General features: G+C 70.9%; 18 protein-coding genes. 13 read left to right on the forward strand and 5 right to left on the reverse strand.

Annotated features, from left to right (window positions below; all coding sequences use genetic code 11):
* The first annotated feature begins 18 nt into the window (after nucleotides 1-18).
* The 12 genes from KY5_RS41205 to KY5_RS41255 all read left to right on the forward strand — a co-directional run bounded on the left by KY5_RS41205 (nucleotide 19) and on the right by KY5_RS41255 (nucleotide 12,004).
* Entirely contained in the window at nucleotides 19-1,287 is a 1,269-nt protein-coding gene (locus KY5_RS41205; RefSeq protein WP_159072437.1) for a B12-binding domain-containing radical SAM protein, read from the forward strand.
* Between the two features lie 84 nt (nucleotides 1,288-1,371).
* Nucleotides 1,372-2,325 carry a glycosyltransferase gene (locus KY5_RS41210; protein WP_098240197.1) on the forward strand — a complete coding sequence of 318 codons (954 nt, stop codon included), beginning with the start codon at nucleotides 1,372-1,374 and terminating at the stop codon, nucleotides 2,323-2,325.
* Complete coding sequence (locus KY5_RS41215) at nucleotides 2,307-4,121, forward strand: alpha/beta hydrolase (RefSeq protein WP_098240196.1); 1,815 nt, start codon at nucleotides 2,307-2,309, stop codon at nucleotides 4,119-4,121. The genes KY5_RS41210 and KY5_RS41215 overlap by 19 nt, the downstream gene beginning before the upstream one ends.
* Complete coding sequence (locus KY5_RS41655) at nucleotides 4,099-4,548, forward strand: indolepyruvate ferredoxin oxidoreductase subunit alpha (RefSeq protein ID WP_107645676.1); 450 nt, start codon at nucleotides 4,099-4,101, stop codon at nucleotides 4,546-4,548. Before KY5_RS41215 ends, KY5_RS41655 begins: the two co-directional genes overlap by 23 nt.
* Before the next feature lie 2 nt (nucleotides 4,549-4,550).
* Nucleotides 4,551-6,002, forward strand: coding sequence for a phosphomannomutase/phosphoglucomutase (gene manB, locus KY5_RS41225; RefSeq protein ID WP_324958905.1), 1,452 nt, complete (start codon nucleotides 4,551-4,553; stop codon nucleotides 6,000-6,002).
* Between the two features lie 17 nt (nucleotides 6,003-6,019).
* Nucleotides 6,020-7,192, forward strand: coding sequence for a methyltransferase (locus KY5_RS41230; RefSeq protein WP_098240194.1), 1,173 nt, complete (start codon nucleotides 6,020-6,022; stop codon nucleotides 7,190-7,192).
* A gap of 74 nt (nucleotides 7,193-7,266) precedes the next feature.
* Nucleotides 7,267-8,235, forward strand: coding sequence for an FkbM family methyltransferase (locus KY5_RS41235; protein ID WP_098240193.1), 969 nt, complete (start codon nucleotides 7,267-7,269; stop codon nucleotides 8,233-8,235).
* A 96-nt stretch (nucleotides 8,236-8,331) separates the two neighbouring features.
* Complete coding sequence (locus KY5_RS43025; protein WP_267894256.1) at nucleotides 8,332-8,466, forward strand: hypothetical protein; 135 nt, start codon at nucleotides 8,332-8,334, stop codon at nucleotides 8,464-8,466.
* Nucleotides 8,467-8,483: 17 nt separating this feature from the next.
* Entirely contained in the window at nucleotides 8,484-9,077 is a 594-nt protein-coding gene (locus KY5_RS41240; RefSeq protein WP_098240192.1) for an HAD family hydrolase, read from the forward strand.
* 56 nt (nucleotides 9,078-9,133) lie between these two features.
* Nucleotides 9,134-10,273 (forward strand): NAD-dependent epimerase/dehydratase family protein, encoded by a 1,140-nt coding sequence (locus tag KY5_RS41245; RefSeq protein ID WP_098240191.1) that lies wholly within the window; start codon nucleotides 9,134-9,136, stop codon nucleotides 10,271-10,273.
* The gene (locus KY5_RS41250; protein WP_098240190.1) at nucleotides 10,266-10,976 is read left to right on the forward strand and encodes a D-glycero-alpha-D-manno-heptose-1,7-bisphosphate 7-phosphatase; all 711 of its coding nucleotides are present in this window, start codon (nucleotides 10,266-10,268) and stop codon (nucleotides 10,974-10,976) included. Before KY5_RS41245 ends, KY5_RS41250 begins: the two co-directional genes overlap by 8 nt.
* The gene (locus KY5_RS41255; protein ID WP_098240189.1) at nucleotides 10,973-12,004 is read left to right on the forward strand and encodes a GDP-mannose 4,6-dehydratase; all 1,032 of its coding nucleotides are present in this window, start codon (nucleotides 10,973-10,975) and stop codon (nucleotides 12,002-12,004) included. Before KY5_RS41250 ends, KY5_RS41255 begins: the two co-directional genes overlap by 4 nt.
* A gap of 265 nt (nucleotides 12,005-12,269) precedes the next feature.
* Here the strand turns inward: KY5_RS41255 and KY5_RS41260 are convergent, their stop codons facing one another.
* Nucleotides 12,270-12,725: a VOC family protein gene (locus tag KY5_RS41260; protein ID WP_098246971.1), complete on the reverse strand. Its 456-nt coding sequence runs from the start codon at nucleotides 12,723-12,725 to the stop codon at nucleotides 12,270-12,272.
* 146 nt (nucleotides 12,726-12,871) lie between these two features.
* Here KY5_RS41260 and KY5_RS41265 point away from each other — a divergent pair, with 146 nt between their 5' ends.
* Nucleotides 12,872-14,605, forward strand: coding sequence for an ABC-F family ATP-binding cassette domain-containing protein (locus KY5_RS41265; protein WP_098240188.1), 1,734 nt, complete (start codon nucleotides 12,872-12,874; stop codon nucleotides 14,603-14,605).
* Nucleotides 14,606-14,685: 80 nt separating this feature from the next.
* Here the strand turns inward: KY5_RS41265 and abc-f are convergent, their stop codons facing one another.
* The 4 genes from abc-f to KY5_RS41285 form a co-directional block, all read right to left on the reverse strand.
* Entirely contained in the window at nucleotides 14,686-16,320 is a 1,635-nt protein-coding gene (gene abc-f, locus KY5_RS41270) for a ribosomal protection-like ABC-F family protein (RefSeq protein WP_098240187.1), read from the reverse strand.
* A 918-nt stretch (nucleotides 16,321-17,238) separates the two neighbouring features.
* Nucleotides 17,239-17,796 carry a telomere-protecting terminal protein Tpg gene (tpg, locus tag KY5_RS41275; RefSeq protein WP_098240186.1) on the reverse strand — a complete coding sequence of 186 codons (558 nt, stop codon included), beginning with the start codon at nucleotides 17,794-17,796 and terminating at the stop codon, nucleotides 17,239-17,241.
* A 3-nt stretch (nucleotides 17,797-17,799) separates the two neighbouring features.
* Nucleotides 17,800-19,902: a telomere-associated protein Tap gene (tap, locus tag KY5_RS41280; RefSeq protein ID WP_098240185.1), complete on the reverse strand. Its 2,103-nt coding sequence runs from the start codon at nucleotides 19,900-19,902 to the stop codon at nucleotides 17,800-17,802.
* A 57-nt stretch (nucleotides 19,903-19,959) separates the two neighbouring features.
* Nucleotides 19,960-22,380 carry a DEAD/DEAH box helicase gene (locus tag KY5_RS41285; RefSeq protein ID WP_098240184.1) on the reverse strand — a complete coding sequence of 807 codons (2,421 nt, stop codon included), beginning with the start codon at nucleotides 22,378-22,380 and terminating at the stop codon, nucleotides 19,960-19,962.
* Nucleotides 22,381-22,587: the final 207 nt, after the last annotated feature.

Below are 22,587 nucleotides of genomic sequence, written 5' to 3' on the forward strand. Positions count from 1 at the left end.
ACGGACCCGAGGAGCCACGTGCGCATATTGCTGGTCGAACCCGCCGTCTACACCCCGGAGGGCCTGGACAAACGCGAGATGCGGCCCTCGCAGCTGATCTCCCTCACGCTGCCCTACCTGGCCGCCATGATCCCGTCCGACTGGGAGGTCGACCTCGCGTACGAAGTCTGCGAGGACCTGGAACGCGAGTACGACCTCGCTTCCTACGACGTCGTCGGCATCACCACCCAGACCATCCAGCTCAAACGAACCCTGGAACTCGCCCGCATGATCCGCCGATTGGGGCCCCGCGTCGTCGTCGGCGGCCCCGCCACCATCGAGGACGACCACAGCCTGGTGCCGGTGATCAGCCGCTTCAGCGACTCCGTCGTGGTCGGCGAGGCCGACGTCCTGTGGCAGCACCTCCTGGACGACCTGGCCCGCGGCGAACTCAAGGAGATCTACCAGACCGAACTGCCGGTCCCCATGAACGGCCACCCCCTGCCCCGCTTCGACCTCGTCGACTTCAGCAAGATCGAGGAGCCGTACGTCCTGCCGTCGTTCACCGCGCGGGGCTGCCCGCGCAGGTGCACCTTCTGCAGCGAGTTCCTCTACAGCAAGTGGCGCTACCGCCCCGTCGGCGACGTGTACGACGAACTCATCGCCTACCGCGACCGGTTCCACATCCCCCGTGTGGTCTTCCGCGACGACGACTTCCTCGTCTTCCCCAAGCGCTCCAAGGAACTCCTGGGACGCATGGCGGGAGAAGGCATCGAATGGGGCTGCCAGACCGACTTCAACCTCTCCCGCCACCCCGACGTCGTCACGTCGGCGCTCGATGGCGGGATGCGGGTGGTCTCCTTCGGCGTGGAGAGCGTGCGGGAGAAGAACCGCGAGTTCACCGAGAAGACCTTCTTCACCATCCCCGAGGCCGAGGACCTGCTGCTCCAACTGCACGAAGCCGGAGTGGAGACGCAGGTCAACGTCATCTTCGGCTTCGACTGGGACGACCCGGACGTCTTTGAGGAGACCTACGAGTTCGCCCTGCGCACCAAGGTCTCCCGGCTGTTCCTGAGCGTCCTCTACCCCATCCCCGGCACACCCCTGTACGAGCACCTGGGCCGGGAGGGACGGCTTCTCGAAAAGCGCCCCCAGGGCATCGACGACCCCCTGGCCGTGACCTTCGAACCCAAGCTCATGACGGCGAAGCAGCTCGTCGACGGCTACCTGGACGTCGAACGGCGCTTCGCCGAGGCGGACTTGACCGGCCGCAACTACTGGCTGGGCAAGGACCTCGTCGTCATCTGAGCCCGACCCCCTGAACCGAACCCGCTGAACCCGCCCCCCCCCGAACCCGCACCCCTGAACCCCGACCCCCGATCGGAGGGCGTGATGCCTGCCGTGCCGGACATCAGCGTGGTCGTGCCCACCCGCGACCAGGCGGCACGCCTGGAGGCGACGCTGCACGCGTTCGCCCGCCAGGACGCACCGCCGGGCTCCTGGGAACTCGTCGTCGTGGACGACGGGTCGCGCGACACCACCCCCGGCGTACTGGACACCGCCCCGCCGTCACTGCCCCTGCGCGCGGTGCACACGCCCGCAAGGGGCCGGGCCGCCGCGCGGAACACCGGGGTCGCGGCCGCCCAAGGAGCGGTGGTGGTCTTCTGCGACGGAGACCGCGCGCCGGTGCCCGGCTACGTACGGGCCCACGCCCGCGCTTACGCCGACGGCTCCGCGGCCCGGCGCGTGGTGGTCGGGGACGTCAAGGAGCTGTACCTCAGCGCCTTCGACGAACGCCTTGCCGAGGTCAAGGAGTTGCTCGCCACCGACGGGCGGTCGCTGCGCCGGCGCTCACGTACCCCCGCGTTCGTGAAGAAGGTCTGCGGCGTGTACGACGCGTCCGGGCACACCGCCTCACCAGTGCGCTGGCTCAGCTTCCTGTCCGGCAACGTCTCCCTCGCCCGCGTCCTGTTCGACCAAGTAGGCGGATTCGACGAGGACTTCACCGAGTGGGGCCTGGAACACCTGGAGCTCGGCTACCGGCTCGTCGCGGCGGGCGCCGAGTTCCGGCACTGCGCCGCCGCCCGCAACGACCACTTCGCACACGGCAGACCCGACGGGTTCTACCGCAGGGCACTGGCCGGATCGGCCGCGGAGTTCGCGCGCAAACACCCAGAGGTAGCGGCCGAGTCGCTGCTCGGCCTGACGCTGGGCGGCCTGTCCGTGGCCGAGTTCGAGAAGTCCGTACGGGAGGTCGCCCGGGAGCACGAGCGGGAGACGCCCCAGGAGACGGCCCGGGGGGCGGACGAGAAGAAGGAGAGGTGGACATGCGACAGCCACGCCTGAGCCAGTACTTCCTGACGTCCCGCACCCCGTCGGACACGGACCCGGTGTGCGTGGTGCGTCACCACCATGACGACACGGCCCCCACTGTCGTACTCCTGACCGGGCTCGCCCTGTCGATGAGCGAGCCGCGCTACCTGTGGTCGATCCTCGCCCGCAGGCTGCGGACGCGCGGCGTGAACGTCGTGCAGTACGACCACCCCGGCCACGCCGACAGCGCCGCCACCGGCCGTCCGGCCACCTGGGCCGGGGCACGGGACGCGGCCCGCGCCGTCCTCGAGCACGCCCGCGAGACCGGGGGCGAGGAGGTGGCGGTGCTCGGCTGCGGCATCGGCAACGTCCTCGCCGCCGAACTCCTCGCGGACGGCACGGCCAGCGCCGGTCTGCTCGTCTGCCCCGACCTCGCACGGTGGCGGGCCGGGGCGGCATCCCCTGCGGAACTGGCCGCCCTCGCCGCGCGGGGCCGGGCGGTCCCCGACGAACTCCAGGACAGCCGGGTGGCCGCCGCCCTCGTCGACGCGGCCGTCGGCGAGCCGTACCAGCCGCCGCAACCGGCAGGCCCCCTCGACGCCGGGCTGCTCGCGGCGGCGGCTCCGGCCGCCGAACGGGCCTTCGCCGCGCTCGACGGCACCCGCACTCTCGTCGTCGCCGTCACCGACGAGGACCGCAGGTGGGCCCGCGACATCGGGCTTCCGCTACGCGAACTCACCCACCAGCCGGACGGATGGGCGCCCAGCTGGCACTGGGAGCACGAGACCCGCGAGACCGTCATGGCGGCGGCGGTCGACTTCCTGACGAATGGCGCCGACGGCCAGGCGGCGGGGGGCTCCCTGCCGGGCCGCAGGACGTCGGCGGCCGGAGCGGTGGATCGTGCCGCGCCCCCGGGCCCGTACACCGGTCACACCGCGGACACCGTCCCGGGAGCCGACGGCTCTCTCATCAGCTCCGTGCGATTCACCTCCGACGGCGAGGAGTTGCTCGGCATCCTGCACACGCCCCCGCCCCGCTCCGCCCCCTGGCCCGTCTGTCTGATCTACGAACCCGGCAACCCCGGGCAGCGCGTGGACATCCACGAGTGCGGCACCCTCCTGGCGCACGCCGGTGCCCAGAGCGGGCTGCCTGTCTTCCGGTACGACAGCCGGGGCACCGGAGTGAGCGACGGCTGCTTCACGCACACCACGTGGAGCCGCCGCCTGGCGGACCTGCGGGTGGCCGTCGAGCGGCTGCGCGCCCAGGGAGTGGCCGAACGGTTCGTGGTCGTGGGCAACAGCGCGGGCGCCCGGCTCGCCGCGATGGCCGCGCACGACCTGCCCGCCGTCTGTGGTGCCGTCCTGTGGGGGCCGATCCTCAGCGAAGATGGGGAGGGGCCCGCGCCCCGGCTGCGTCGCGTCGACGGCACCCTGGCCGCCGCCTGGTGCGGACTGTGGCTCGGCGTCGCCTACACCCGTGACGACCGCGGCCGCGACTACCCGGCCTTGCTGCGCGACAGCGACGTCCCGGTCTGCGTCGTCTACGGCACCGAGGAAGTGGAGCACCCCGACACTGCGACCCGCCTCCTCCTCGACGAGACCGGCCGCCGCCGCGGGTGGGAGCTGCGCGTCGTCGACGGCAGCCACGGCTTCTCCGCGAGCGGCCTGGCCGGGGCCGTGCGGGCCACGACCGCGTGGACGGCCACCACCTTCGGACGCGGCGGCTCCGGCGAGGCACACCAACCGCCCTCGGCCCCGGCGACACCTCAACCGACCCTGCCCCCACCCCCGTTGGAGGTACCCGCTCATGACCGACGACCGCTCCGGTAGCTCCGCCCGGCACCGCCCACCACGACGCCAGGACCGGCGCCCGGCGGCCGAACGCCCGGCCACGGAGAGCCCACGGGCCCAGCGCACCACCGACCGCTCCCGCCCCCCGCAGTGGCGCCAGGCGCCGCTGCGCATCGAGCAGAGCGAGTGCATCAGCTGTGACGCCTGCGTCGAGGCATGCCCGTCCCAGTTCGGGGCGGTCTTCAACCTCGGAGCCGGCGGCATGGCGATCCTGCCCGAACTCTGCTCCGGCTGCGGCAAATGCCTGCCGCCGGTGTGCCCGGTGGACTGCATCTATCCGGACGAGGACTGGCAGCCCGCCCCCGAGCAGTGGTGGCAGGAGCCGTTCGGCCCGCAGGACCCCTACGTCCAGGACGACGGCACCCGCCGTCCTTCCGGACAGCCGACCCGGATACGCCGCTGGTGAGCGTGGCCGAGACAGAGGAGCCGACGATGCGCGACCCCGCCGCCGTGGTGAAGGCCTACGACATCCGAGGAGTGGTGGACGACGAACTGGACGAGGGCCTGGCCCAGACGTTCGGGGCGTGCTTCGCGCGCCTGGTGCCCGAACCCGAAGTGGTCGTCGGGCACGACATGCGGGCCTCGTCGCCGCGCCTGGCCCGCGCGTTCATCAGGGGAGTGCGCGGCCAGGGCAGCGATGTCGTACGGATCGGCCTGGCCAGCACCGACATGGTCTCCTACGCGTCGGCCGCACTCGCCCGACCCGGCGCGATGATCACCGCGAGCCACAACCCGCCCCACTACAACGGCATCAAGCTGTGCCGCGCGCATGCCGAACCCATCGGCTGGGACACCGGGTTGAGCACGCTGCTGCGGATGGCGCGCACCGCGACGCCGGGGCCGGGGCCGACGGTGCGTGCCGGGGACGTCCGGGACCATCCAGTGCTCCTTGGCTACCGGGACCACCTGCTCGCCCTCGCCGTACCTGATGCGGCGCCGCGGCGGCGGGTGACGGCCGTGGTCGAGGCGGGCGGCGGCATGGCCGGGCTCACCGTCCCCGCCGTACTCGGTGCGCTGCCCGTCGAGGTGATCGGCCTCAACTTCGCCGTGGACGGGAACGTCCCGCAGCCCGACTCCGACCCGATGAAGCCCGGCTACACCGTCGAGCTCCGCGCCCGTGTCCGTGAGATGGGCGCCGACGTGGGCTTCGCTTTCGACGGCGACGCGGACCGCTGCGTGGTCGTCGACGAACGTGGCGAGACCGTGCCCCCGAGCGCCGTCGGCGCGCTCCTCGCCGAGCGGGCACTGGCCCGCGAGCCCGGCGCCGCCGTCGTGCACAGCGCGGTCACCTCCCAGTCGCTGGTCGAGGCGGTGAACGCGCTGGGCGGTCGCACGACGCGCTCGCGGGTCGGCCACTCGTACATGAAGCGGGAGATGGCGCGGCACCGGGCCGTACTCGGTGTCGAGCACTCCGGGCACTACTACTTCCGCGACTTCTGGAACGCGGACTCCGGTCTCCTCGCGGCGCTGCACGTACTCGCCGCCTCGGTCGCCACCGCCGTGCCGGTGTCCGAGCTCATCCGCCGCCGCACCCGCTACACCACCCTGCCGGAGACCGCCGTACGCGTCGGCGACCCCGAGGAACGCCTGCATGAGGTCGCCCGCGTGGCCGGGGCGCGCGCCGACACGACCTGCGACTGGCTCGACGGGCTCACGGCGCGGCGCGGCGACGGCGCCTGGTTCAACCTCAGGCCCTCCCAGACCGAGAGCCGCGGCCTGCTGCGGCTGAACGTGGAGGCCCTGGACGCGCAGACCGCGCGGTGCCTGCGCGCCGAGGTCCTGGCCCTGCTCGAGGAGGCAGCACCTTCCCGCCCGTCCGTCCCGCCGCACGCGCCCGTGCCTGCGGCTCCGGCGCACTGAAGGAGAGCGATCAGCAGATGACGACCCTCGACAGCAATGACCGGGCCGCCACCGGCACCGACGACCCGGCCGCGCAGGCAAAGGCGCAGACACCCGAGGCATCCGAGACATCCGAGGGATCCGAGGCACAGGAGGAGACGGCCGAGCAGGAGTCGACAGCCCGCCTGTGGGAGCTCGCCTTCGGTTCCATGCCCGCCCAGATCATCCACGCCGCCGTCCGGCTCGGACTGCCCGACGCCCTGGCCGACGGGCCGCGCACCAGCGCCGAACTCGCCCGCGCCAGCGGCGCCGACGAGACCGCGCTGCGCCGTTTGCTGCGCGGCATGGCGGGTACCGGCATCGTCGCTCCCGACCCCGACGGCGGCCCCGACCGCTACGCCCTCACTCCCATGGGCCGACCGCTCCGCTCGGACGTGCCCGACTCGCTCCGCGCCATGGTGCTGCTCTTCGCCGGTGAGGCCATGTGGCGCAGCTGGGGCGACCTCGCCGAGACGGTACGCACCGGCGCCAACGCCTTCGAACGTATCCATGGGGTGCCCTACTTCACGTACTACGCCCAACGACCCGAGGAATACGCGATGTTCAACGCGGCGATGGGCGAGGACACCAAGGCGGTGGGCCCGGCCCTCGCCCAGGGCTACGACTTCTCCTGGTGCAGGACCGTGGTGGACATCGGCGGTGGCAACGGCGCCCTCCTCGGCTGTGTCCTCGCCGCCCACCCTCACCTTGAGGGCATCGTGTTCGATCAGCCGGAAGGCATGGCGCAGGCACGCGCGGCTCTTGCCGAAGCCGGTCTGGCCGAGCGCTGCTCGGCGGTCGCGGGGGACGCCTTCAAGGAAGTGGTGCGCGGCGGCGATCTGTACGTGATGAAGAGCGTCCTGCACGACTGGGACGACGACCACGTGCTCCGGCTCCTGCGCAACTGCCGTGCCGCCATCGCCGACGACGGTCGCATCCTCGTCATGGAACCGCTGATGCCGCAGCGCTCGGAGGAGCTCGGGCCCGCCCACGGCATCGTCACCACCGACATGGACCTTCTGGTCACCACGGGCGGTCGCGTGCGCTCCGAGGCCGAGTTCGCGCAGCTGTTCGCGGATGCCGGGTTCCAGCACACGATGACGCGCAAGCTCGCCGACCACGGCTATCTCGAGGCCCAGTACCACAGCGTCATCGAGGGCGTACCTGCCTGACCCGCCGCACGTCCTCCTTCCTTCGTTTCTTCCGTCCTGCCGAATCCATTCACCCAGAAGGGACAGACATCCGCATGCCCGAAGCAGAGCACCGCGCACCCTACGGCGGTCCCTCGCCCGCCGACTACGCGCTGACGGTCCAGCGTGCCGCTGCCGCGGCGGTCGCCACCCTCGCGAACGGCTCTTCCGCTCCGGCCGAACAGGAGGCGGGGGAGAGCACCGCGCGGCTGTGGCGGCCCATCGTCGGCGCGGCCTTCGCCGTATCCGGCACCGGGGCGCCGCAATGGCGCCTGCCCGCCCACGTCGACTCCGACGTCGGGGTCCTGCAGATCGACGGCGACGACACCATCATCCGGCCCGAACTCGCCGAGACCCGCCGCTGGGAGGTCGACGAGGACGCCGCGATCCGCAAGACCGTCACCGCGGGCACCACCGTCCTCGACATCGGCGCGCACATCGGCTACTTCAGCCTCCTGATGTCCCAACTGGTGCAGCCGCACGGCCGGGTCATCGCCATCGAGGCCGACGCCTGGAATCACCAGATGCTCGTGCAGAACGTGCTGCGCAACGGCGCGTCGAATGTCACGCCGGTGTTCGCCGCGGCCGGTGAGCGGCCCGGCGTCGCGTTTCTGCGCCGCGACAAGGACGGCAACACCGGCGACCACCGGGTCCTCGAAGAGTCGAGCGACCTCGGCCACCCGGTACCGGTGATCGCCCTCGACGACATCCTGGACGACGTGCACGAGATCGACTTCGTGAAGGTCGACACCCAGGGCGGCGACCATCTCGCGATCCTCGGCATGCAGCGCACGCTGCGCCGCTGCCGCCCGCGGATGCTCGTCGAGTTCTGGCCGCCGGGCATCCGCGAGCGCGGCGGTGACCCGGTGGAGGTGCTGCGGATCTACGCCTCGCTCGGCTTCACCCGCGACATCGTCGACGACCTCGACATCGACCCCAAGCTGCCCGACGAGGAGTTCGTCAGGGCCGCGGAGAGCACGGAACGGGAGTTCGTGAACCTGTTCTTGACCCCCGCCCCCGAGTAGCCGCCCGGTGCCGCACGCGACCGCCGTGAGCCGTACCGGCGGTCGCGCCCGGCCCTCCGCCGCCGAGCCGCCCGGGCCCGGCGGGAAGGAGCCACCATGAGCACCGCACAGTCCCGCAGCCCCGCACAGCCCCGCGCCACCACCCCCGGCCCGAGCCCGCCCCGACGCCCCCCGCCGCGCGCACAGGCGCGCAGCACCCGGCCCTGCTCCTGGACTCCGGAGGCGTCCTGATCCTGCTCGACGGCGAGGTGCTCGCCCACTACGGCAGACGGCTCGGACTGCGTGTCGACCCCGTCACCGCACGCCGCGCCGTGGCCCTGGCGGCCCGCGACCACGATCTGGAGAGCGAGCCCGGCACCGGGCCGCGCCCCTTCGCGCACCGCTGGTCCGCGCACGCAGGCTGTTCGCCCGACGCCGCCGACCTGCTGTGGCGGACGGTCCACCGGGAAGTGGACGACACGGTGCTGTGGAGCATCGTCAACCCCGAGGCCGTCCCGTTCCTGGACGCCCTGCCCACGCAGGTGCAGCGCTACGTCGTCAGCAACGCCGACGGCCGCGCGCACGCCGAACTGGCCCAGGCCGGGCTGCTCGACCTCCTCGACGGCGTCCTCGACTCGTCCGCCGTCGGCATCGCCAAACCCGACCCGAGGATCTTCCGGATGGCGGCCGTCGCCCTGGGCCGCCCCCTGGAGCAGTGCCGCTATGTCGGCGACACCCTCGACGGCGCCCCGCGCGAGCTCCCCTTCACGGTCCTCTACGACCCCCTCGGCATCTACCCGGACGACGCCGCGCGCTACGTCCGTATCCGCAAGCTGTCCCAACTCCTCGACCTCACCCACTAGTTCACTCTGTAGGCGAACTGGCGGGGACCACCCGCGACGAAAGGTCTGGAACAGACATGGATGTACCAGGAGACACTCCCGGAGACACACCTGGCGACACGTCCGGCGACACCCCGCGCGCCGTCGTCACCGGAGCCGCCGGATTCATCGGCTCACACCTGGTGACCAGGCTCCTGTCCGCGGGCTGCCGGGTGACGGCCGTGGACATCGTCCCGTGGTCGGCCGCGCACCGCCTGCGCGGTGCCACCCCTCACCCCGAACTGCACTACCACGAGGCCGACCTGCGCGACACCCGGACGCTGCGGCAGCTCACCAGCGGCGCCCGTTGGGTCTTCCACCTGGGCGCCAACACCGAGAACCGCTCGTGGGCCCACTCGGGCCGCGCCGACCTGGACACCACGGTGGCGGGCACCGTCGCCCTCCTCGAAGCCCTCGCCGAACACCCCCCGCGCTGCCTGGTGATGACCTCCAGCCAACTCGTCTACGGTGATCAGGCCACACGCGAGGTGTCGTCGGCCGATCGGCCGACGCGGCCCACGACCCGGTTCGGCGCGGGCAAGGCGGCGGCCGAGGCGTTCCTGTGCGCCGCCGCCCACGAGACGGGATTCCGCGCCGTGTCCGCGCGGCTCTCCAACATCGTCGGCGGGGGCATGCGCCGCGGCATCATCCATGACTTCGTCGGCAAGCTCCGCCAGGATCCGGGCAAGCTCACGGTGCTCGGCGACGGCAGCCAGACCCGCAGCTACCTCCATGCCGCCGACTGCGCGGCCGCGTTGATGACACTGGCGGCACCGGGGCGGGCGGCGGAGCAGGCCACCTCCGACACCGGGGCGGCGTTCGAGACGTACGACGTGTGCAACACCGACTCCACCTCGGCCGCCGACATCGCCCGTATCACCGTCGCCGAATTCCCGGGCGAGGACGGCGAGATCGAGTTCGGCTCGGGGGAGCACGGCTGGAAGGGCGACATCCCCACCGTGCGCGTCAGCCCGCAGCCCCTGCTCGACCTCGGCTGGCAGCCGCGGCTGACCTCGACGGCCGCCGTCCGCACCACGGTCCGCGACCTCATCGCCGAAGACCCGCCCGAACCGGCCACCCCGCCCGAACCCGCCGAACCCGCCACGGGCGGCGCCAGCGGACACAGCCCCGTACACCGCCACGGATCCTCCGCGTTCTTCGGGCAGCACCATGGCTGACCACCGAGCGGGGCGCCCGGCCCGGTTGGCTCCCGAGGGGTGCCTGGCCCAGCGGGCACCCACCGCGCGCCCCGACGGGCAGCTCCAGGCCGTGCTCCTCGACCGCGACGGCGTCCTCAACGTCAATCGCCCCGACCATGTGACCCGCGCCGAGCAGTGGCGGTGGCTGCCAGGTGCGCTCGACGCCTGCGCCCGGCTCACCGGTCTCGGCCTGCGCCTTGCCGTGGTGACGAACCAGGCCGCGATCGGGAACGGCCTGCTCACCGCGCATGAACTCGACCGCATTCACGACCACATGGCCGCCGACCTGGCGGCCGTCGGCGTGCCACGACCGGTGATCCTGCACTGCCCGCATCCGTCCGCCGCCCGCTGCCCCTGCCGCAAACCCCGGCCGGGACTCCTCACCGGGGCCCTGGACCGGCTCGGGGTGCGCCCGGCCCAGACGCTGATGGTCGGCGACCACGAGACGGACATGATGGCCGCCACGGCTGCGGGCTGTTGGTCGCTGCACGTCCGCAGCGGCCGCGGCGGACCACCCGCCGCGCAGCCCGGCTGCCTGGGTAGCGTGCCCGCGCTCCGGGAGGCGGCGGAGCTGGTGGCGGCGTTCGCCACGACGGACTGGCGGCGACCGCCGCTGCCCCGGCCGGACGGCAGACATCCGGGTCCGGGCGCCGCCCGCAAGAAGGAAGGGGCGAGGCCATGAGGCGCGCACTGATCACCGGCATCACGGGGCAGGACGGCTCCTACCTCGCCGAGCACCTCCTGGAGCGCGGATACGAGGTGTGGGGGCTGCTGCGCGGCCAGGCCAACCCGTACCGCCCCCGCATCGAGCGGATCGCCTCCGAACTGCGCTTCGTCGAGGGCGACCTGCTCGACCAGAGCAGCCTGGTCGCCGCCGTCGACCGGGTCAGGCCCGATGAGGTCTACAACCTCGCCGCCATCTCCTACGTCCCCATGTCGTGGCAGCAGGCCGAACTCACCGGCGAGGTCACGGGCATGGGTGTCCTGCGCATGCTGGAGGCCCTCCGCATCGTCGGCGGCCTCGGCCAGTCCGGCGCCGCACCGCCCGGCACCATCCGCTTCTACCAGGCTTCGTCCTCCGAGATGTTCGGCAAGGTCAGCGAGGTGCCGCAGGACGAGGACACCCCGCCGCGGCCACGCAGCCCCTACGGGGTCGCCAAGACGTACGGGCACCTCATCACCCGCAACTACCGTGAATCCTTCGGCATGTTCACCGCCGCGGGCATTCTTTTCAACCACGAATCCCCGCGGCGCGGACGGGAGTTCGTCACCCGCAAGATCTCCAGGGCGGCGGCCAGGATCAGCCTCGGCCTGCAGAGCGGACTGCGCCTCGGCAACCTCGACGCCGTACGGGACTGGGGCTTCGCAGGCGACTACGTACGCGCCATGCACCTCATGCTCACCCAGGACGAACCCGGCGAATACGTCATCGGTACCGGGCACATGCACTCTGTGCGCGACGCGGTACGCATCGCCTTCGAAGCCGTGGACCTGGACTGGCAGGCCCACGTCGTCAGCGACGACCGACTCGTACGGCCCGCCGAGGTGGACCTGCTGTGCGCCAACCCCAAGAAGGCCCGCACCGACCTCGGCTGGGAGCCCGAGGTCGGCTTCGAGCAGCTGATGCGGACGATGGTCGAGGCCGACCTGGAGAGGGGGCTCCGCGAGCTGCGCCATCCCTCGGCGCCGGGGGACGTGCATGACTGGTGAGCCAGGGAAGGGGCGGCGGTCGGGCCCGCACGCCGGATGCGGAGGCCGCCGCCGTTCCGGGCTCGGCTGTCATGGGCGGCGTCGAGCAGCTGACACCACGAGGTGCGGCCCGTCTCCGGGGCTGCGACGAACGAGTACGGTCAGCGCCTTCCGCAGCCCACCCGTTCTCCGTCCCCGCGTCCCGGAAACTCCCGATAGGGGATCACGTTCGGGGCGTTGTTCGAGGCCGCGCGGAGCAAGCGAGGCCGGGCCGCGCGGAACAAGCTCAGTCTCCGCAGCTTTCGTCTATGGCGGGCATCGGCCCCCCGCCCGGATGCCATCGGCTGAGGAACTCGCTCTGCCGGCTGACATCGACGAGTTCGATGCGTGCCCCGATGCTGTCCATGCGGTGATAGGCGAACGGACGGCCGTAGGGGCAACCGGAGAAGTCCGTGGGCATGCCCTCTTCCGCCAGACGTCGGGAGCCTTGGCGGACGTCGCTGGACCAGAATCCGATGTGATCGAACCTGGCTCCCTCCGACGCATCCCAGGCACTGCCCGCAGGCCCCTCGATGAGCTCGATGAACGGCGGTCCGCCCGCGCTGAAGACGATGCGGTAGTCCCACTCGCCGAGCCGGTCGGCCAGAGGGGCACTCCACTGGACCCCGGCCGAACGCTGAAAGTCCCGCATCGCTTGCTCGATGTCCGGGACCACAAAGCACACGTGATAGAAGGCAGTCATCTGCCCATGATCGAGCACCCGGCCCCCGGCACCCGGCGGCCAGGGGCAACAACCAGCAGCACTGCGAACACGAAAGCCACGGCCGCCTGGTACCCGATCCACGCCCGCCCCAGCGACCCCATTCACCCCGACCTGATACTGGAATCATGGAGTACACCGTTCACCTTCCCGACAGTGCCGACGTCCTGGCGGGCAGCCGCGGCGCTGCCCATCTGGCGGCCGACGGCGTGTCCCACACGCTGGGCGAGCGGCCGGTGCTGCGGGACATCTCCCTGACCGTCGCCGCGGACGAACGCATCGGCCTGATCGGCGAGAACGGCCTGGGCAAGTCCACGCTGCTGCGGATCCTGGCCCGCGATCTGGCTCCCGAACGCGGCCATGTGCTGCGTGCCGTGACGGGAAGGGTCGGTTTCTTGCCGCAGGAGCCCGGCTTCCCGGCCGCCTGGACGATCACTGACGTACTGGACCGGGCGCATGCCGAACTCGACGCGCTCGGCGCGCGGCTGGAGGACCTCGAAGAGCGGATGGCGCACGCCGAAGGGACGCAGGGAACCGCGGAGTCCGAAGGGTCCGAACTGCAGGAGCTGTTGGCCGAGTACGGGCGTGCCCAGGACGCGTTTACCGATCGCGGCGGCTGGGAGCGCGAGGCACGTACCGGTGAGGTCCTCGCCGTCTTCGGGCTCGGCTCGCTGGCTCCCACCCACCCGGTGGCCCGGCTCTCCAGCGGCCAGCGGGCCCGTCTTGCGCTCGCCGAACTCGTCTTGGCACAGCCGTCAGCGCTGCTCCTCGACGAGCCGACGAACCACTTGGACGACCGGGCCGCGGACTGGCTGACCGACTGGCTGCGCGGCTACCGCGGCCCGTGCGTGGTCGCCACCCATGACCGCGGTCTGCTCGCCGCGGCGGTCACCGACATCGTCGACCTGGACGGCCCGCGCGCCGTTGCCGTCCGTCACGGCGGCGGCTATCTGGAGTACCTCTCGGAGCAGCGCGCCGCGCGGGCCCGCTGGGAACGCCAGTACGCGCAGTGGCGCGAGGAGATCGACCGGGTGCGCCGCCGCGTTGACCGGGCGGCCGCCGCCGACGACGGGGGCGGCCTGCCGTCCGACAACGAGAGGATGGGCTACGACCGCACGGGCGGCAAGGTCCAGGCCGCGATGGCCCGCAGGACGCGGGCGGCCCGCCTCGACCTGCAACGCCTCCTCGACGACCCCGTGCCACGCCCACCCGAGCCGCTGCGCTTTAGCCCCGGCCCGTCCGCCGAGCGGCCCGCGGCGCCGACAGCCACCGATCAGCCTTTGCTGCACGCCGCCCACATCGCACTCGGCGACGTCCTCAGTGACATCGAACTCGCCCTCAAGCCGGGCGACTTCACCGTGATCGTCGGCCCGAACGGCGCGGGCAAGTCCACCCTCCTGCGGGTCCTCGCCGGTGTCCTGACCGCCGATCGCGGCACCGTCACCTTGGGGGAGGGCGTGCGGGTGGGGTACCTGCCGCAGGAGACGGTCTACGAGGACGGCCACTGCAGCCTCCTGGACATCTACGCCCGGCGCCGGGCCCTCGACCTCGAGACGGCGTACGCCGAACTCGGCCGGTTCGGGCTGTTCCGGCGCGGCGACCTCCAGGTGCCGGTGGACCGACTCTCCACGGGCCAGCGCCGCCGCCTGAGCATCGCCGAACTCTTCGCGGGCCGCCCCGACCTCCTGCTCCTCGACGAGCCGACCAACCACCTCAGCCTGCCCCTGGTGGAACAACTCCAGGAAGCCATCGAGGAGTTCTCCGGTCCGAAGCTCCTGGTCACCCACGACCGCGCCCTGCGTGCACGTTACGCCGAGCGTGTGCTGGAGCTGACCGACGGCACGCTGCACCGCCCCGCCTGAACTCCGCGAGCACTTCGACACTCCGGCACTCTGGTGGGGGCGGCGGGCCCGCCGCCCCCACCAGTCGTCGTGTCCCGTCGTCATCCGTCCTGCGGCCCGGGAATCTCCGTGACCGCGCCGCGCTCAAGCCGCAGCCAGCGGGTCACACCGATCGCCCGCAGGAACGGCTCGTCGTGGCTGACGACGACGAAGGTGCCCTCGTAGGCGCCGAGGGCGTTCTCCAACTGGGCGACGCTGGCGAGGTCGAGGTTGTTCGTGGGCTCGTCCAGGAGCAGCAGTTGCGGCGCGGGGTCGGTGGCCAGGGCGCACGCGAGGGTCGCCCGAAGCCGCTCGCCGCCGGACAGCGCCCCGGCCGCCGAGTGGACCCGCGCGCCGCGAAAGGAGAACTGCGCCAGCCAGTGCCGCATCTGCTCGTCGCGCAGCTGCGGTGCGAAGGCCCGTAGATTGTCGAGGATGCTCCGGTTCAGATCGAGCAGGTCGAGGCGTTGCGACAGATACGCCACCCGTTCGACCGGCGTCCGCACGGTCCCCGACGCGGGCGCGAGCTGCCCGGCGATCAGTTTCATCAGCGTCGACTTCCCGGAGCCGTTGGCCCCGAGCAGCGCGATCCGCTCCGGCCCTCGAACGTGCAGGTCGACCCCGGAACGGGCGAACAACGGCATGTCACCGTAGCGGACTTGGGCCCCTTCGCATTCCAGGACGGTGCGTCCGGCGGGCACCCGGGTGCGCGGCAGGGCGATCGCGAGCTTCGCCTCCTCGCGCAGCCCCTGACCGGCCTGCTCCAGCTTCGCCTTGGCCTCCTGAAGCCGCTGCTCATGTACTGCCGAGGCCTTCCCGGCCGATTCCTGGGCCTGCCGTTGCAGAGTGCCCGCGTGGATCTTGGGCACTCCGAGAGAGCCCTTGGTGCGCTTGACGTTGCTCGCCCTGCGCTGGGCGCGTTCCTGCGCGGCCTGAGCCTCGCGCTTGTGGCGTCGTACCTCCTGCTCGGCGCCTCGCACCGAACGCTGCACGGCCTCCTGCTCGCGCTCGACGGCTTCGGTGTACGCGGTGAAGTTGCCGCCGTGCCAGCGGATTTCACCGGGGTGCAGCTCGGCGATGCCGTCGACGCGCTCCAGGAGAGCGCGGTCGTGGCTGACGACCAGAAGAGCGCCCTTCCACTCCTCGACCACCTGGTACAACCGGCGCCGGGCCGCCAGATCGAGGTTGTTGGTGGGCTCGTCGAGAAGCAGCACGTCCGGCCGCTTGAGCAACTGCGCCGCAAGGCCGATGGACAGCACCTGGCCGCCGCTGAGGGAGCCGAGCGGCCGGTCGAGGCCGACGCTGCCCAGATCCAGGCGGTCCAGGACGGCGGCGGTCCGTTCCTCGATGTCCCAGTCGTCGCCGACGGCGGTGAAGTGCGCCTCGTCCACATCGCCGGACTCGATGGCGTGCAGGGCCGCCCGGATCGGCGCGATGCCGAGCGCCTCGTCGACGGTGCCCTCGGCCAGGGGCAGGGACTGCGGCAGATATCCGAGCTGCCCTTGGACGCCGACCGACCCTGAGGTCGGGGTGAGCTCCCCGGCGACGAGCCGCAACAGTGTGCTTTTCCCCGCGCCGTTGGGGGCCACCAGGCCGTGCCGCCCGACGCCGAGGGACCAGGTGAGCTCGTCGAAGACCGAGGTCTCGTCGGGCCAGGAGAAGGACAAACCGGTGCAGACGACGGTTGCGTCAGTCATGAGATTCCCGTGGGGTGTCACCGCTGACCCGGTGTAGCGACAGTCGAAAGACCGGAAGAAGGGTGCGACCGAAGGTCCGAATACGGCGAAGAACCGAGAACGGCGAAGAACCGAATTCGGCCGTACGGAATCGATGCGTGCCAGGCCAGCGTGGATGAGTCGGTGAACGGGCCTCGCGGCGACCTGCGTCAACGACGCGTCGCGGCGGGCCTCGGCCGGGTGGTCATCCGTTACTGACCTGCCATGCTGAATCCTCCCTGAGAGATGGCGTGTTGAGAGGCATTTGCACCGTACCATCCGGACGTCGTCTCCCCCACGGGGAGTAGACGATCGCGATGAACGCGGCGATGCCAGCCCATATCAGGAGCGGCACAAGCGAACCGCGCAGAACAGCCCTAACCGGAATCGGCACAGCCTCGCTCGGCAACGCTCGTTCATTCCACACATCTATGTGCTTCCTGGTGACACAGCGCTCCGGCCGCATCCCAACATCACACCATCCGCGACCTTCACGTGGCAGAGCAACTCGAGCACTCCTGCCTCCGCTCATGCTCGCCACCCCCACCACTCATTTCAAAGCACAACAAAGTGGCGACCAAGAGCACCTTCGACGAAATTCAAAGAGCCCCATCACCCGGGCACCGCGGACGATGCGGCCTCCTGGCTGCTATCGCTGATCACGCACCCCACACAACGCCATGCCTGACCTGCCGCGCAGGAGAACCGGCCGGAAACCGCAACATCGGTGCAACCGCCGGATGTTGGGCGGCGCGCGGCACCTAGGGTGCCGCGCCCGGGCACCGGTGTCAGCGCAGAGTCCCGCACTTCCACGTTCCCATTGCAGGCCCTTGTGTCAGCCCTCGCCCTCCGAAGCGCTCAGTCACACAAGCAGAACCAGAGCCTGCGGCTGGTGTCGGGTCAGTAGTCGAGGTCGAGGTAGTCGATGTCGTTGAGGGTGACGTCGGAGAGTCCCATAGCGCGGCCTCCGCCGTCTTGGAAGTAGATCTCCTTGAATCCCTCGGCGATGATGCCGCGCATCTCCTGGTCGCCCGCACCGGCGTTGCGGGCGTCGAAGAGGCGTTGCGCATAGGCCGGGGGGAGGTGGACGGTCAGGCGCCGGAAGCGTCCGTCGTCGGTTGTGCCGACCGGTGCGGTGTACCCGAAGCGGGCCCTCGTCTCGACCGTGACCCCGGTCGCGGTGGCGGCCTGCTTCTGCCGGCGCCTGCGGACCTGCGGCTGCCAGCGGGCCCGGACCGCGTCGTCGATCTTCGCGGCGACATCGGCGCGGGCGTGTTTGCGGGCGCCGCGGCGGTAGCGGTTGACGGAGTCGGCGGTGACCCCGAGCTCATGCGCGACAGCCTTCGCGCTGCCCATCTGCTTGAGCAGGTAGCCGATCTGACCCTTCAATGTCTTCGGCGGCTGGCGGGTGAAGGACTCCCGGTCGGCCCGCTCGATCGCGTCGTCGATCTCGCCCACCTGTTACTCCCCTTCGTCCAGGACGGCGTCGCCGCCCTTGATGTGGCGGGCCGGGTTGAGGCCCTTCTCCATGAGGTCGACCGCCCACAGCATCGGCTGGACGCCCTCCAGCTTCGCCAGGCCCGGCGTGGGCCCGAGGCGGAAGCCGCCGGGCTGCGGCTTGCCGGAGGCTGCGTACGGCAGGAAGTTCAGCGGGCTGTCGCCGGGGCTGGGGTAGACGACGCAGTCGGAGAGGACGGCGAGCGGGAACAGCCCGGTCATCCGGGACATGTTGAGCAGCTTGCGGTGCATGTTGACGCGGGCCTTGCTGATGACGGCGGCGCGGATGTCGGGGCGCCAGGTCGGCCGCAGGAGAGCGGGCCACGGCTCGCCCTCCTTGTAGTGCCGTCCCTGGGGGCGCTCGCGGAGCTTGCCGATGCCGCCCTTCACGGTGGCTTTGATCGCGGACAAGACGGCGGCCATCGCCGGGTCGGCCTGCCTGTGCTGCTCCATCGCGGCGAGGAACGCCGCATCGTCCAGGTCCTTGGTGACGCCGAGGTCGGCGAGGGTGTCGACGTAGGCGGTCTTGAGCCGGTCGTGCCACGGGTCCAGGTACGCACCGGTCTCGCGGCGCAGGTACGCCTCGATCGGGTGCACGTCGTAGCCGAGCTCCTGGGCGTAGGCGAGAGTGTGCGTCTGATACCAGGCCGGGCCCGTCGGGCGGTAGCCGTCCGGCGTGAACGGGCTGGGCAGCCGCGGGTCCACCTCGATGTGCGAGAGGTCGACCAGCCAGGATCCGGGGATCTTCGGGTTGAACACCGGGGTGTGGAAGTGGTCCGGCGCGCTGAGGCCGACGACCAAGCGGGCCGCGGCGGCGAGGAACGCGGTATTGAGGTCCAGGCCGACCGCGAAGGGCAGCGTGCACTCCTCATCGGAGAGCATGTCCACCGATCGCACCCACTGGTACGCCTCCTCGTTCAGGAACCCGCCCGTCCAGCCGCTGTTGACGACGACAGGGTGTTCCGGGGTGGCCTCCGGCGGCGCCGGGTCCATCGGCTCGGTGCCGAGGCTGCCCGCGTTGTAGCCGGACACCCAGTTCCCGGTCTGCGGGTCCTGCACGGCCTTGGTGGGCGGGCGCAGCGCGGTCATCAGCTCGAGGCCGGAGACGGCGGTGGAGCCGCGCGGGGTGATGACCCGGGTCGCGTACACGCCCAGCACGCGGGCGATGTCGGCCGACTCCATCCCGCTCACGCCGGGCCAGGACCGCTCATCGAGGGCGTCCCAGGACAGGATCGCCAGCTGCACACACTGCCGGTCGCGGCCCTGCGCCTTGCGGTAGATCCGCGCCCACGGCCCGAACCCGCGCTGCGTCAACTGCCACTTCGCCTTCACCACCTGCTTGACCACTGGGTGGTCCTCCGGCAGGCGCAGGGAGCGGCGCTGCTCGTGGCCCTCCAGGCGCTCGGGCAGCCCCAGCTTCACCGCGGCGGCCGCGGTGAGCACGATCAGCGGGTCGCTGTCCTTGCCGTACCGGTTGAGCTTCGGCGCGCCGAGACCGGACTCGCGCAGCGTCCACTCCACCAGTTCCACCACAGTGGTCGCAGGGCAGTCGAGCACGATGCCGCCCGTGCCGTACGCGGACCCGTCGCCGTCCAGGACCGCGAGCGGACCGTGCGGGAAGCGCGGATCGGCTGCGGGCTGAGCTGCTTTCCTCGCAGCCGGGCGGCGCGATGCCGCCGCCGGCCGGGTGGCGGGACGCGCTGGCCCGGTGGCTGGAGCGGTGGGAGCCTGCGGGGCATCTGCCGTCTCCACCTCGGACGCGGCCGATTCACTGGACATCGCCGACAGTGCCGTGGCGGCAGCCGAGGATGCGCCGTGTGCGGGATGCTTTGCGGCCCACCCCTTCAGCAGCCGCTGGTAGGCATCCAGACGCGGCGACTTCGGCTCCGAGCGGCCGTTCTCCCAGTTCTTCACCGACTGGGTCGTCGTCTTCAACGCGGTCGCGAGGCGGGCCTGGGTGATGCCGGCGGCCTCACGCAACCGGGCACGCTCCGCCGGAGGCGGGAGATGCGGCTCCTCGTTCAACAGAGCGTCGACGGACGCGAACAGCTCTTCCTCAGATGCCATTCCCTGCACCTTCACATCGGGACTTGATACTGATTAACCAGAAATTTATCCCACTCCTTAACCTTCCTGTGCCCATTCCAGCTCAAGGGCAGCGAGCGTGGCGAGTTTGTCGGTGGTGAGCTTCGCGCGGCGCCCTTTCTGATTCATGATCCAGACTCCGAGCTTGACGGGGTGCTCCTGACCGCTGAGCTCGACCGTCTCTACGTGGGCTCTGGGGACGGTCACAGAGCCTTCCCGGGCCTTGTACTGGGTCAGGGCCGCGACGCCCCTCTCAAAGGCGCTCACGGGCGCCGTGGACGCCCCGGCGGACACCTCCGGCACCGGGGCGGGGGCTGCGGGGAGCGGGGTGACACCGACAGCCTCCAGGCGTTCGCGCTGACCGTCCGTCAGGGCCGCCCATACCTCGGGTTTCCGCTGCCGGGCCAGCCACTTCCCGATGTCCATGCCGTGGACCGTGACCCCGGGCAGGACCTTCACCGCGCCAGCCTGGCCGTCTTCGTCGCGCACGAGCTCGCGCAGTGCGGCGTAGTGCCGCTGCCACTCCGCCGGCCAGGCCGGGTTCCAGTCCTCGTCGACCTCCCTGAGCGCCATCTCCCACTCGGGGTGGCCCTCCAGCGCACCCTGTCGCCGCAAATTCGCGAGCCACATCCCCAACGGCCGGTCCAGCATGCTGGCGGAGCGGGGCGCGCAGAGTGTCCAGTGCTGGCCGTAGTACGCCTTGGCAGCCGCCAGGTTCTCCTGGAACCGCTCATCGGCCAGCGACCACACCATGCCGAGCTTCTCCAACCGCCGGGCACGCTGGCCGCTCATCTGCCCCGCTCCGTACGCCCGTCGCTGCTCTGCGACCCACTGCCCAAGCGGTGTCGCACCCTCCCTGTGCCCGTAGGGAACCCTCGCGTTCCCGACCCGCTCGACGTACGCCTTCAACTTCGCCCAACCGCGCGCCCAGTCCTGCCGCTCGGTATCGATCACGTTGAACGAAACCCAGTCCGCGACCATCACCGGATCACGCGGAGCGGCAAAACGGAGCAGCAGGCGGGATTCCTCCTCGCCGTCTTCTGGTGCGACACCGATGTTCACGGACGGCTGGGCGACGTCCTTCTGCGGTTCCTGGGGGATGGCGAGGAGTTCCACCGCCTCTTCATCGTGGGCCCGCAGTCCTTCCAGGACTTTCACCAGGGGCCGGTAGGAGCCGGAGGTGAACATGTCCTCGGGCTGCTCTCCGGGCTGGAGGAAGACGGGCACGATCAGGGAGGCGAGCTTGCCTTGTCCGGGCTTCTGGCGGAGTGCCCGGCCGATAGCCTGGACGATGTCGTGCGGTGCCCCCTTCGGGTCCAGGAGGGCAACCGAGTCTACCGCGCGGATGTCGACACCCTCGCCCAAAACACGACAGTTCGAGAGCACGGCCCGCCGCGCCGTCGACCCGAACGAACCCAGGACCTCCTGCCGGTGCTCGGGGACGTGCTCGCCGCACAGCCAGTCCGCCCAGATCCGAGCGGCGTACGTCTCGGGCTGATCCGCGTGCAGCTTGGCCGCGACGCGCTCCAGGCCCTCCGCATACGCCTGCGCCTCGATGGTGCGGTGGTGGAAGGTGATGCACGTCGACAGGTCGTGCTGCGCCATCGTGTGCAACAGCGCAGTCTGCAAGGCCCCAAGACGCTGCCCGCGGACCTCTTCGCTGCGCCGCTCCTCGCCCATCAGCCGCTCAGGAGTGACGACAGGGTCCTTCAGCTCCAACACGATGATCTGGTATCGCGCCAGCAAACCTCGGGAGACGGCAGAGGCGAGCGAGAGCTTGTACAGGACAGGCCCGAAGACCTTCTCGTCGTCCATGGAAGCTGCCATCTCCCTCGGCAGCGGGTCACGGACTCCTTCGACGACCTCCCGACTGAGCCGCTCTTCCCAGATCCGTGGTGTGGCCGTCAAGTACAGCCGTCGGTAGGCAGGGATGACGGTCTGGTCGTGGATGTCGGCCCACGCCTTCCCCATCGAGCCACTTGTCCGGTGGGCCTCATCAACTACCGCGAGGTCTACTGGGTCAAGCTTCTGACCGTAGACACCTTCGAAGGCCTCCGCCAGGACACCCAGAGACGCGTAGGTGGCGTAGATAGTCACGGGCCCGGAGCCGTGCCACAGCGCCAACTGGATCGGGTTCGTCGTGGAGCGCACCTTCAACGACCACAGCCCTGGATCGTCCTGGAGCGAACACACCGCCACCGCCGGCCCCTTGTGACCGGCCTCGTGCCACGCCCTCACCGTCTGCGCCAGCAGATCCAGCGTCGGCACCAACACGAGCACACGCCCCCTGGGCACAAGCCGCCTCGCCGACGCGGCAGCCATGATGGTCTTCCCCGTCCCACACGCCGCGTGCACCTGCCCACGAAGACCATTCCAGGGAATACCACCCGGCGGAACATCGAGACCCCGCACAATGGCGGCAACGGCCTCGATCTGGTGATCACGCAGCTTCACGGACATGCCCCGTGTTCTCCCTTTCGCGGAATACAGCGCGTAATAACAGGCACAAAGGTGCGCGGCGGTATGGGTGTAGCATCTGGTCCCAGATCCTACACAGCCGTGACTCGTGATGCATCACCTGCCCACCAAACTTCACACCCGAGTGTGCACATGACTCAATCTCCCCCACGAACAGCCGGTTACCCTGTACGCTGGCAGGGCATTGAT

It is taken from the genome of Streptomyces formicae (genome assembly GCF_002556545.1).
GTDB lineage: Bacteria > Actinomycetota > Actinomycetes > Streptomycetales > Streptomycetaceae > Streptomyces > Streptomyces formicae_A.

Coding starts and splice junctions, on each gene's coding strand:
- KY5_RS41230 (WP_098240194.1), top strand. CDS start 6,020: ATGACGACCCTCGACAGCAATGACCGGGCCGCCACCGGCACCGACGAC.
- KY5_RS41285 (WP_098240184.1), bottom strand. CDS start 22,380: ATGTCCGTGAAGCTGCGTGATCACCAGATCGAGGCCGTTGCCGCCATT.
- abc-f (WP_098240187.1), bottom strand. CDS start 16,320: ATGACTGACGCAACCGTCGTCTGCACCGGTTTGTCCTTCTCCTGGCCC.
- KY5_RS41250 (WP_098240190.1), top strand. CDS start 10,266: ATGGCTGACCACCGAGCGGGGCGCCCGGCCCGGTTGGCTCCCGAGGGG.
- KY5_RS43025 (WP_267894256.1), top strand. CDS start 8,332: ATGAGCACCGCACAGTCCCGCAGCCCCGCACAGCCCCGCGCCACCACC.
- KY5_RS41235 (WP_098240193.1), top strand. CDS start 7,267: ATGCCCGAAGCAGAGCACCGCGCACCCTACGGCGGTCCCTCGCCCGCC.
- KY5_RS41655 (WP_107645676.1), top strand. CDS start 4,099: ATGACCGACGACCGCTCCGGTAGCTCCGCCCGGCACCGCCCACCACGA.
- KY5_RS41260 (WP_098246971.1), bottom strand. CDS start 12,725: ATGACTGCCTTCTATCACGTGTGCTTTGTGGTCCCGGACATCGAGCAA.
- KY5_RS41210 (WP_098240197.1), top strand. CDS start 1,372: ATGCCTGCCGTGCCGGACATCAGCGTGGTCGTGCCCACCCGCGACCAG.
- KY5_RS41245 (WP_098240191.1), top strand. CDS start 9,134: ATGGATGTACCAGGAGACACTCCCGGAGACACACCTGGCGACACGTCC.
- tap (WP_098240185.1), bottom strand. CDS start 19,902: ATGGCATCTGAGGAAGAGCTGTTCGCGTCCGTCGACGCTCTGTTGAAC.
- KY5_RS41265 (WP_098240188.1), top strand. CDS start 12,872: ATGGAGTACACCGTTCACCTTCCCGACAGTGCCGACGTCCTGGCGGGC.
- KY5_RS41255 (WP_098240189.1), top strand. CDS start 10,973: ATGAGGCGCGCACTGATCACCGGCATCACGGGGCAGGACGGCTCCTAC.
- KY5_RS41215 (WP_098240196.1), top strand. CDS start 2,307: ATGCGACAGCCACGCCTGAGCCAGTACTTCCTGACGTCCCGCACCCCG.